Genomic DNA, 10,528 nt, shown 5'->3' with positions numbered 1-10,528 from the left:
CGACCAGCTCGGCGCCGTCTACGACACGATCTCGGGCGAGGGCATCAGCGGCTTCCAGCAACCGGAGTTCGACGCCAACAGCACCTTCCTGGGGCAGATGAACCGGCAGGCCGACACCTGGCGCATGGGCATGGCGACGGATCCGATGAGCCAGTCGCTGAAAGTGCCGGAGGCGGCCTATGCCGAACCGCCCGGCAAGGCCAACGCGTTCGATGCCTTGACCAAGGCGCCCAACGAGCAGCGCTGGAATTACTGGGCGACAGCTGGCGGCAATTCGGGCGTAGCTTCCGGCGATCCCGTGGTCGGCAGCGCGACCCTTGGCTACAAGTCAGGCAACTTCGCCGTCGGCTTGGACTCACAGGGCGATCCCGATGTCCTGATGGGCTTCGCGCTGGGCGGCGTCGCCGGATCCTTCGCCGTGCCGGATCGCGAAACCTCCGGCAACATCATCGGTGGCCATGCCGGCGCCTATGGCGCGCGCAAATGGGGCCAGTTCTACATCAACGGCTCGCTGGCGATGGACCTGTACAGCAACACGACCGATCGCTACACCTCGGTTCCGGGCGCGCCCGATCCGCTCAATCCGGTGCCGGCCATCACCAGGGAACATTGGACCGGCGATTTCATGAGCGCGGGCTTCGGCACCAGCCTCGAAGCCGGCTGGCGGCAGCCATTCGGCGCCGGCGCCATCACGCCTTTCGCCGGGCTGCAGTTCCAGGCATTGGCGATGCAGGCCTTCTCGGAAAAGTCGACCAGCGACGGAGCGCTCGGCCTCGATTTCGACAGCCGCACGGTCATCTCGCTGCCGGTCTCGCTCGGCCTGCAACTCGACACCACGGTGGCTATCGGCGAGAGCAAGACGCTGCAGGCCTGGGGCCGCGCGGCCTGGGTGCACGACTTCAAGCCGGACCGCTCGGTCGAGCCGGGCTTCCAGGCAGCGCCCGGCTATTCCTTCGTCGTTCAGGGCGCTGCGGCCGCTGAAGACGCGGTTGCCGTCAACGCCGGCGTCAAGCTGAACTGGAGCTCCAACACGTCGGTGTTCGCCACTTTTGATGGCAAGTTCGCTGACAAGGTGCAGACCTATGGCGGCAATGTCGGGTTCCGGGTGAACTGGTAGGCGGGGGTAAGGATAGCTCGCCGGTAAATACACGGCGACCCTATCGGTGCAGGCAGACATCGCGATGAACAAAACCCGCGCCCGGGTGCGGCGGAGCGGCCTAGCGTTCGTTGACGGCACCATTGCGCGGCAGGCGACAAGTGACCCGGGAGCCGCGCAGCGGAGGCAAGCGTCGATGCCGTCGCTGCGCGGCCATCGATCAGCCAACGTCCGGCTGTTTGGAGCCAATTCAAAAAATGAACGGAACTTTTTAGCCGTTCCTTCATATATGCATGCTTTCTAATTTAAGCTATGGCTTTCAATTGCTTCACCCGAATTCGGCTGATGGCGACCGGTATCCGCCGGAGTGCCAGCGCAAATGTTGCCACCATCTTTGCTCTGACCTTGCCGATCGTTGTCGGCGCCGCGGGGTTCGGTGTGGAGACCTCATACTGGTATTATAGCAGCCTGAAACTGCAGGCGACGGCCGATGCCGCGGCCTATGCCGGGGCGCTTGAACAGATTTCAGGTTCCGACAAGCCGACGATCGTCGCGGCCGCGACCCAGTCGGCGGCGACAAATGGGCTGGGCTCGGGCACGATCGTCGTCAACACGCCGCCGGCGTCTGGACCGAACACGGCGAAGAAGGCGGTCGAAGTCATCGTCGGCCAGCAGCTCGACCGGATTTTCACCTCGATCTTCACGCAAGGCAAGGTTCCCGAGCAGGCGAGGGCGGTGGCCCTGATCATCAATGCCTCCAAGGCCTGCGTGCTCGCGCTCGATGCATCCGCTTCGCAGGCGGCGCTGTTTTCAGGCAACACCAGCGTGAAAATCACAGGCTGCTCGGTGATGGCCAATTCGATCGCCTCGGACGCCATCAAGCTTCAGGGCTCGGCGGGCCTTCAGGCCGATTGCCTGATATCAGGTGGCGGTGTCTCTCTCAGCAATCCCGTCACGACCATTTGCGCGGCCCCGATCACGCAAGCGCTGCCCGCCGCCGATCCATTTGCGGACCTGCCGACCCCGGCGGCCTCGAACCCCTGCCAGAACGACAACAAGGCAACGCTGAGCCCAGGCACCTATTGCAGCGGCATGACGCTGAAGGGCAATGTCACCCTCTCGCCCGGCGTCTATGTCGTTCAGGGCGATCTCAAGGTAAACGCCAACGCGGCCGTCATCGGCAGCGGTGTGACGATCTTCATGTCGGGCAGTTCGACCGTCAGCTTGAATGGCAACGCCTCCGTGAAGCTCAGTGCGCCGACCTCGGGCACCTATTCCGGTGTGCTGTTCTACGGCGACAGGACCGGCAGCAGCGCATCCAGCACATTCAATGGCACAGCGGATTCGCTGCTAACCGGGGCCATCTATTTCCCCAAACAGCAAGTGAATTATCTTGGCAACTTCTCGGGCAACAGCGGCTGCACCCAGGTCGTCGCCAATACGATTCAATGGTCCGGCAGCACAACCATCAATCAGGATTGCACGAGCCTCGGAATGCGCGACATTCCGGCGGGGCAGTCCGTGGCGCTGGTAGAGTAGCCTCCGTGGAACTCCGATCTGTGCCGATCTTGAGCAACAAAGCGGGCGTTGCCGCGGTCGAGTTCGCGATGGTCCTGCCCTTCCTGTGCGCGGCGCTGCTCGGTATCATCGACGGCTGGTCCTATGTGACGAGCTCGCTGTCGATGCGCGCCGGTGTCAAGACAGCGGCAAATCTGGTGATGGCGGGATCGACCAATGATACGGCGACCCAGGCCGTGGCCATGTCGAGCTGGGAGAAGCGGCCGTCGGACGGCCAGGTCACGCTAAGCCGGATCTATATGTGCGGGACGACCGTGGTCGGCGCTTCCACCTTGTGCAGTGGGCCAAAGGTGCCGTCGGTCTTTGTTCAGATCCAGGCATCGGCCACCTGGACACCGCCCTTCACCTTCGGCGTCTTCTCTGCTCCAAGCGTCATTGGCCACCTGGAGGTGATCCGTGTCCGCTAGCTCTGGGGCAAGCGCGTTCAGGCGGGATCGATCAGGCGGGGCCGGGTTGGAGTTCGCGCTGATCGCGCCGTTCCTCATGATACTGCTGTTCGGGATCTTCGCCCTGGGCTGGTCGATGCACTCCGTCTCCAGCGTCCGCTATACGCTGGAGACGTCATCGCGCTCGCTGCAGCTTCAGAACACGCTGACCCAGGCCGACATCCAATCGATCGCCACGCAGAAATTGCAGGCCCTGGGTTTGAAGGATGTGAACGTGACGATCGCCATCGATCCGGCGAGCGGGGGCTTCCGCATGGCACATTTGACCGCCACCTACGCCTTCGTTATCGACTTCCCTTATTTCAGCGCCTTTCCGATCAATTACGCGACCACCGTTACCGTGCCGTTGGTCGGTGGTTAGGCCTGCCGGCCGCGATCTCGTTCACTATTCAAGACCCTTGGCATGGTCCCAGGCTTTCGACCACATYCKCAGSGCTTTCTGGTCGAGYGCTTTCGGCAGATGCAAGCGCTTCTGGGCTTCCTCCGAGGGATAGAGATTGGGGTCGGCGCGCAATGCCTCGTCGAGCAGTGGAAGGGCCGCCTTGTTCGCGGTCGAGAAGCCGGTATCCGTGGCGGCTGAGGCGGCGATTTCCGGGCGCAACACAAAGTCGATGAAGGCGTGCGCGGCTTCCGGGTGCGGGGCGTCGCTCGGTATCGCCAATATGTCGGCCCACACCAGATTGCCTTCCTTCGACAGGCGATAGGTGATGGAGTACGGGCGCTTTGCTTCCTTGGCCCTGATGTCGGCGATGTGCATGTCGCCGGAAAAGCCGAGCGACAGGCAGGCATCGCCTTGGGCGAGGTCGTTGATGTAGCTGGAACTGTGGAACTTGCGCACGTAGGGGCGGACCTTCGCGACCACGTCCACCGCCTTCTGCAACTCGTCGGGATTGGTGGTGTCCGGGTCSAGKCCGAGATAGATCARMGCCARGCCCAGCACCTGCTCGGCGTCGTCGAGCATGGTGATGCCGCACGGTGCGAATTTGGCGGCTATTTCAGGGTCGAAAAGCATGCGCAGCGAGTCGACCGGGGCATCGGGCATGATCGCGCGGATCTTCTCGACGTTGTAGCCGACACCGGTCGTTCCCCACATCCAGGGCACGCCGTGCGCGCCGCCCTTGTCGACCTCGTCGAGGCGGGCGGCGACGGCGGGGTCGAGATTGCCGAGGTTGGAGAGGCGGCTCTTGTCGAGAGCCGCCCAGACGCCTGTCGGCAGCTCGCGCTGCAGATGCGGCGCGAGATTGATGGTGACGAGGTCGTAACCCGAGCCGCCGGTGAGCAGTTTGGTTTCGACCATGTCGTTGGAATCGAACATGTCATAGGTGACCTTGATGCCGGTCTGCGCCTCGAATTTTTCGATGCTGCCAGGCCCGAAATAGGACTCCCAGGAATAGAGATGCAGGATCTTTTCCTCGGCCTGGGCCGAGGTCGCAAAAAGGCATGCCGCGGCGAGCGCGAGCCAATGTTTCATCATGTCCTCCGTTGGTGGCCCCGGGCGGGGCTGTTCAGTCAGGCTGCATTTTTGGCAAGCAGGCGATCCGGCGTCGGCTCCAGCAGCACACCGTAGAGATCGGGACGCCGGTCGCGGAACACGCCCCAGCTGCGCCTCGCGGCGGCGATCTCGTCGAGGTCGAGTGCCGCCGTGATCACGCCGTCGCTGACGCGGTCGGCTTCTGCCAGCTTGGCGCCGGTGTGGTCGGCAATGAAGGATGAGCCGTAGAAGACGATCTCGTTGGCTTCGCCCGTCTCGACGCCGACCCGGTTGGCGGCGATCACCGGGGTCAGATTGGCTCCGGCGTGGCCCTGCATCACGCGCTGCCAATGGTCGCGGGAATCCCAGCCGCGAAASGAYGGTTCCGAACCGATGGCGGTGGGATAGATCAGCACCTCGGCGCCTATCAGCACCATGGCGCGGGCGGCTTCGGGAAACCACTGATCCCAGCAKATGCCGGCACCGATCTTGCCGGCGGCGGTTTCGAAGAYGCGGAAGCCGGTGTCGCCGTCGGCGAAATAGAGTTTTTCCGAATAGCCCGGACTGTTCGGAATATGGCTCTTGCGGTAGTGGCCGAGCACCGTGCCATCGGCGTCGATCATGACCAGCGTGTTGTACAAKSYCGAGCCGTCGCGCTCGAACAGCGARACCGGCAGGACGACGCCTGTCTCSCGCGCCAGMGCCGCCATGCGCGCGATGGTCTTGTGTCCTTCAAGGGGGAGGGCGCGGATGGTATGGCTGATATCCTCATCCATGCAGAAGTAGACGCCTTCGAACAGTTCCTGCAGCACGACAAGCCCGGCGCCGCGCCTTGCGGCTTCGCGGACATGGTTTTCGAGCTTGTCGAGATTGCTTTCGACCTCATCGGTGCAGGAGATCTGGACAGCGGCGGCGATCAGTTGGCGCATGGGTCACCTCACCTGGGTTGTTGTTGTGTGACGCAGTGGATGCCGCCGCCATTCTCGTAGATGCGGTCCATGTCGAGCTCGACGATGCGGCGGTCCGGGTGCAGCCGGCCAAGCGTTTCCTTGGCCAGGGTATCGGCCTTTCTGTCGCCGAACTGCGGCGTGTAGAGCGCGCCGTTGCCGATGTAGTAGTTGGCATAGCTGGTCAGGAAGTCGTCGCTTGTCGAGCGCACGTCGGTGGCGGCTGGGATGGACACCACCTCGAAGCTCCGCCCGCGCGCATCCCTGGACTTCGCCAGGATGGCAAGCGCTTCGGCATGGGCGCGGCCCCATTCGGAGGTGTCGCCGGGAAAGCTGCTGGCGATTAGCAGGCCCGGTTTGACGAAACGGAGCGAGCCATCGATATGGCCATCGGTGATGTCGAGGCCGCGCACGCCGGGAACCCAGATCACCGTCTCGACGCCGAGTATCGACTTCAGATGCCGCTCGATATCGGCGCGGGAGAAACCTGGATTGCGGTTGTCGTTGACCCAGCAGCTTTCGGCCAGCAGCAAGGTTCCGTCGCCGTCATATTCGATGCCGCCGCCCTCGCCACGGATCGCGGCGCGATGGCGGGTCACATTGAGGTGTTGCGCGACCCTGSCGGCGATCCCGGCATCGCTGGCATGCGCCTGCTTGTCGCCCCAGCCGTTGAAGCCGAAGTCCACGGCGGCGATGGCGCCGTTGTCGGCGCGCACGAACACCGGGCCGGAATCGCGCATCCACATGTCGTCGGTCGCGATATCGACGAGTTGGACCTTTGGACCGCACAACCTTGCCGCCAGTTCATGTTCGGCTGCAGGGGCAGCCATCGTCACCGGCTCGTTCTCGGCGATCGCCGCGGCCAACCGGCCCAGCGTTTCCTGCACGCTCTCGTAATAGGCTCCCGGTCCGCCATAGACGGCCGGCGTGCTCGGCCAGGCCATCCAGGTCCCGGCATGCGGCTCTGCCTCCGAAGGCACGGTGACCTTCCAGCTTTCGGCCCTGGCTGCGGTGATCGCAATCTCAGGCATGAGTGCCCACCCTGCCGTTGCCATGATGATTTGACGTCGTGTCCATCTCATCACACCGGCTGTTCCTGGGTGATGCAATGGATGGCGCCGCCTGCCGGCACGACGGCGCCGACATCGACGGTGACGATGCGGCGATCGGGGAAGGCGCGGGCAATCGCAGCCTTGGCTTCCTCACCTGACGGGCGCCCGAACCCAGGCATGACGACGCCGCCATTGGCGAGCGCGAAATTGATGTAGGAGCGGGCAAAGACAGCACTGGTCGCCTCGACGTCATAGGCTTCGGGGATAGGAATGACTTCGAAATTGCGGCCGTGCGCGTCGGTCTGGCTGGCAAGTGCGGCAAGATTGTCGGCAAGGATGCGACCGTGCAGGTCGGACGGGTCGGGATTGAATTCGAACATCACCACGCCGGGCCTGACGAAGCAGCACATGCCGTCGACGTGGCCGTCGGTCTCCAGATCCAGCGGATCGCCGGGCAGCCATACAACCTTTTTCRGGCCGAGCATGCGTATGAGCTCCTTCTCCACCCAGGCTTTGGAGATGCCGGGGTTGCGGTTGGAATGGAGCAGGCTGGTTTCGGTCGCGATCAGCGTGCCTTGGCCATCGGTCGTCAGCGAGCCGCCTTCGCAATGCAGGAAGGAGCGCAGGATGGATGCGTCCTCGCGAGCCAGCAACCGCTCGGCCAGCGCGTTGTCCTGATCATAGGGTTCATGCTTGCGGCCCCAGGCATTGAAGCGCCAGGACACGCCGGCCAGGCTCCCATCGGCCAGTTTCAGGAAGGTCGGGCCGGAATCGCGGATCCAGCAATCGTCGATCGGAATTTCGACCAGCTCGATCCGCGTTCCAAGCTGGGCACGAGCGCCGCTGGCATGATCAGGATGCGCCACCATGGTGACAGGCTCGAACTCAGCGATGGCGTGGGCGACATCGACGTAGGCCTCTTGCATGGCGGGCAAGGTGGCGCCGTACATGTCGCGCCTATGCGGCCAGGCCATCCATGTCCTGGCATGSGGCTCGAACTCCGCCGGACGGCGRAWCTTCAAATGCTGCGCCGGCCATTCGATGGCGTTCATCAAACTCTCCATTCATGTATCGAACTCATTGTTAATCGACGCCAGCCGCCGTACAACTGAGAAGGTTTCCTGACTTCAGTGAATGGAATTCATGAATGGTGAAGTTCCGGCATATTCCGCCGACGCAGTTCCTGAARGGGTTCGAGGCSGCCTCGCGCCTGGAAAGCTTCAGCCGCGCCGCTGAAGAGCTCGGCCTCTCCCAGTCGGCGATCAGCCACCAGATGCGCYTGCTCGAAGGCCATATCGGCCAGCCTCTGTTCATGCGCTTCGGCCGCGAGGTGCGGCTGACGGATGCCGGRCGCGATTATCAGCGCACCGTGCGCCGCTGCCTCGAAATGATGGAGGAGGGCTACCGGCGGCTGGAACCCTATAGAAAACCCGGCAGCGTCGTGATCTACGCGCCGCGCGATTTCAGCCGGCGCTGGCTGCTGCATCGCCTGCCGGCTTTGCGGGCGGCGGTTCCGGCCTGTGAACCATGGCTCGACACCAGCGGCACGCCTGTCGATTTCGAGACCATGGAGCTCGATCTGGCCATCGTCTACGCGGATGCGCCTCCTGAAGGCTGCGAAAGCTTGCTGATCGCCAGGGATTTTCTGTCACCCGTTGCGGCGAAGGATCTGGCCAGGACGCTGCGCACACCCGCCGACCTGCTTGGCGCTTCGCTCATCCATGACGAGCGCCCGACTGGCTGGGCGGACTGGTTGCGCAGYGTCGGYRTSGARSCGAACGGCACCTGGCACGGAACCAATTTCAGCGACAGCGAYCTGGCGCTYGCGGCYGCCGARCAWGGCCAGGGSGTGGCKYTGGGCAGCCTGACTTTGGCGGCAGAGGCGATCRCWTCRGGGAGCCTCGTGCAGCCATACGAGCATGTCCTTGATGCGGGGCGCGGATGGTATGCGATTTCCACGCAGGATCGGTTGCGGGATGTCGATGTGCGGGGGGCATGGGAGTGGTTGCGCAAGCAGGCGCTGATGGTTCCTCCGCAGTCTCGTCCATGACCAAATGTGGTCCGGAATGAAGCTGATCGGCTCGTCGCTGCGGTGGAAGTTCAGGCCGTGCCGAAATCGAGGCGATGGCGGCTCGCTCGCTGCATCGTGACAGCACCACGGTTGCGGAACTGCGTCGCAAGATGCGAATTTGGATGGTACCGGATTTTGCGAGGACGCCATGATGCCCACATGCAGGACTATGCTTTGCACGGCAGCGATGGTGATTGCCGCTACAAGTTTCGCCAACGCTCGGCCTGACACGCGCAAAATGACGTGTGCGCAGACCGAGGCCCTGATTCAGCGCCAACATGCCGCTGTGCTGAGCACCGGACCGAACACCTATGATCGCTATGTCCGCCAGTTCGGCAATGAGTGCGATCGTCCTTACGTGCCGATGGTTGACCATGTTCCGGCCAGTGACGGCCAGTGCATGGTGTACCGGTGCGAAGAGCCGGCACCGATGGTTCCGGATTGATCCAAGGCCAGTGCGGGTTTCTCGGCTCTCACGGAATCTCAGAAACTGGCCGAAGCCATTTACTTGACCTTTTGGATCTCCGGGCCCGGCGTCTGATCGGGCGTTCCTTCGCCGTTTGGCGGAACGGGTTTATCTTCAACGTGTACGGCCAGCATGACTGCCAGACCGGTTATGGCCGCATACATTGGCAATCGGCAGTCTCCTGACCGCTGGAATGAGCGGATGGGACCTCAACGGATGTCCGCATCACCAAGGGTCAGTTCCGGTGCGGTAGCGATGCCGGTGTCACGGTGCCGGCCCTGCCGCTCCCGAGGGCGTAACGAAAGGGGCCGGCGCGACAAACACCAGCCCCTTCTAGACCGATAACAGATGATGGTCGCTAACCTCTAAGAATGAGACCATCCGCTATCGCAAGGCGCCTTGCTTTGAGAGGCGCGTTATCGAAGACTAGCAAGTGCCGCCGGCAGTACCTGTTGCGGAAAGACCCTTGGTGTTCAGCTTCGCGCAAAGGCCAGTAAACTGGCTGCCGACCCATCCGCCGATGGCGATAACCGCAACGATCGATGCTGCGGCAATGATGCCGATCAGGATTGAGTATTCGACCATAGCGGCGCCGTTTTCGTCATCGCGGAACTGCTTCATCATATTACGCATGTAATTACCCCTTTTGTTGACTTCGAACCCCCGGAGTTGCCGGCAATTGATGCCCCCAAAGCCACCCGGTCGATGATTATTAGCCTTTGCTTATATGGTTATGTCAAAGGGATTTAACGGAAAGTTAACCGCGAAGACTTGCCGCGTTGCTGGGTTAGAACGGTAAGGGTATGATTTTGCGACACATATTAGCGACTTAACCATAGAGGCAAGCCGAGGCGACAGGAGGCCAAAAGGCGACCATGGTCTATGGCTATCGATATAACCCGCTATTTCAGCGAGGTGCGGGCGTGCGCGACAGCGACTTGATAGCGCGCCCTGGCAAGGGTTTCACGTCCGTGGGAGGAACCACTGCGCATCTGCTGTGCCAAGCGACGGACGAATGCTTCCAATCAGCGCTTGAGTCCATATGTGAGAGGTCGCTAAACTGCCGCGAATGAAGGCTCAACATTAAGGCAGGGCGATGAAAATACTTCGACCGCGCCCTAAGCCGAAGAAGGCTTACCCGAACAGCGATCGGTTCGAAGAGGACGGAAGGCGCATTTACAGCGCCTATGCTCCGGCGGACACAAAGAAGCCCGTCAATCGGCGCAAACGGCAGCGCCGCCTCATGCTGATAGCTGGGGCATCAATCGCAGCGGTAGTCAGCGCTTTGGTTTACCTGATCGGGGCTGGCTAACCGGCGATCGCCATCCCGATGCCGACGCCAACGGCTTAAGGGCTCGTCTGGTCACGCTGCTGCACAGCCGTTCTAGAGCAGTTCACCGT

The 10,528-nt window shown here is 62.5% G+C and carries 11 protein-coding genes; 6 read left to right on the top strand and 5 right to left on the bottom strand.

Features of this window, described 5'->3' with window-relative positions; genetic code table 11:
- From AC1DX0_RS23770 to AC1DX0_RS23755, 4 genes are all read left to right on the top strand, one after another.
- The coding region (locus AC1DX0_RS23770) for an autotransporter outer membrane beta-barrel domain-containing protein (protein ID WP_477357049.1) at positions 1-1,117 on the top strand (1,117 nt) is incomplete at its 5' end.
- 291 nt (positions 1,118-1,408) lie between these two features.
- Positions 1,409-2,635: a pilus assembly protein TadG-related protein gene (locus tag AC1DX0_RS23765; RefSeq protein ID WP_477222318.1), complete on the top strand. Its 1,227-nt coding sequence runs from the start codon at positions 1,409-1,411 to the stop codon at positions 2,633-2,635.
- Between the two features lie 20 nt (positions 2,636-2,655).
- Positions 2,656-3,081 carry a TadE/TadG family type IV pilus assembly protein gene (locus AC1DX0_RS23760; RefSeq protein ID WP_477222391.1) on the top strand — a complete coding sequence of 142 codons (426 nt, stop codon included), beginning with the start codon at positions 2,656-2,658 and terminating at the stop codon, positions 3,079-3,081.
- A 46-nt stretch (positions 3,082-3,127) separates the two neighbouring features.
- Positions 3,128-3,481: a TadE family protein gene (locus tag AC1DX0_RS23755; protein ID WP_246707071.1), complete on the top strand. Its 354-nt coding sequence runs from the start codon at positions 3,128-3,130 to the stop codon at positions 3,479-3,481.
- A 24-nt stretch (positions 3,482-3,505) separates the two neighbouring features.
- On the opposite strand, the gene AC1DX0_RS23750 is transcribed toward AC1DX0_RS23755, so the two are convergent.
- From AC1DX0_RS23750 to AC1DX0_RS23735, 4 genes are read right to left on the bottom strand one after another with little or no spacing between them, the layout of a single operon-like run.
- Positions 3,506-4,591 (bottom strand): extracellular solute-binding protein, encoded by a 1,086-nt coding sequence (locus tag AC1DX0_RS23750; RefSeq protein ID WP_477222319.1) that lies wholly within the window; start codon positions 4,589-4,591, stop codon positions 3,506-3,508.
- A gap of 38 nt (positions 4,592-4,629) precedes the next feature.
- Positions 4,630-5,520 (bottom strand): N-carbamoylputrescine amidase, encoded by an 891-nt coding sequence (gene aguB, locus AC1DX0_RS23745; protein ID WP_477357047.1) that lies wholly within the window; start codon positions 5,518-5,520, stop codon positions 4,630-4,632.
- An 8-nt stretch (positions 5,521-5,528) separates the two neighbouring features.
- Positions 5,529-6,569 carry an agmatine deiminase family protein gene (locus AC1DX0_RS23740; protein WP_477357045.1) on the bottom strand — a complete coding sequence of 347 codons (1,041 nt, stop codon included), beginning with the start codon at positions 6,567-6,569 and terminating at the stop codon, positions 5,529-5,531.
- 50 nt (positions 6,570-6,619) lie between these two features.
- Positions 6,620-7,642 carry an agmatine deiminase family protein gene (locus tag AC1DX0_RS23735; RefSeq protein WP_477357043.1) on the bottom strand — a complete coding sequence of 341 codons (1,023 nt, stop codon included), beginning with the start codon at positions 7,640-7,642 and terminating at the stop codon, positions 6,620-6,622.
- Positions 7,643-7,737: 95 nt separating this feature from the next.
- Between AC1DX0_RS23735 and AC1DX0_RS23730 the strand changes: the two genes are divergently transcribed.
- Together AC1DX0_RS23730 and AC1DX0_RS23725 are read left to right on the top strand one after the other, a co-directional pair.
- Positions 7,738-8,640, top strand: coding sequence for a LysR substrate-binding domain-containing protein (locus AC1DX0_RS23730; RefSeq protein WP_477357042.1), 903 nt, complete (start codon positions 7,738-7,740; stop codon positions 8,638-8,640).
- 208 nt (positions 8,641-8,848) lie between these two features.
- Positions 8,849-9,106 carry a hypothetical protein gene (locus AC1DX0_RS23725; protein WP_477222324.1) on the top strand — a complete coding sequence of 86 codons (258 nt, stop codon included), beginning with the start codon at positions 8,849-8,851 and terminating at the stop codon, positions 9,104-9,106.
- Positions 9,107-9,553: 447 nt separating this feature from the next.
- Here AC1DX0_RS23725 and AC1DX0_RS23720 read toward each other — a convergent pair whose 3' ends face one another.
- Positions 9,554-9,748 (bottom strand): Flp family type IVb pilin, encoded by a 195-nt coding sequence (locus AC1DX0_RS23720; RefSeq protein ID WP_477357039.1) that lies wholly within the window; start codon positions 9,746-9,748, stop codon positions 9,554-9,556.
- Between the last annotated feature and the right edge of the window lie 780 nt (positions 9,749-10,528).

The sequence above is a fragment of the Mesorhizobium sp. P3_A9 genome (assembly GCF_056402975.1).
Note: the sequence above shows the minus strand (reverse complement) of the source record. Positions and strands in the feature narration are given on the sequence as shown.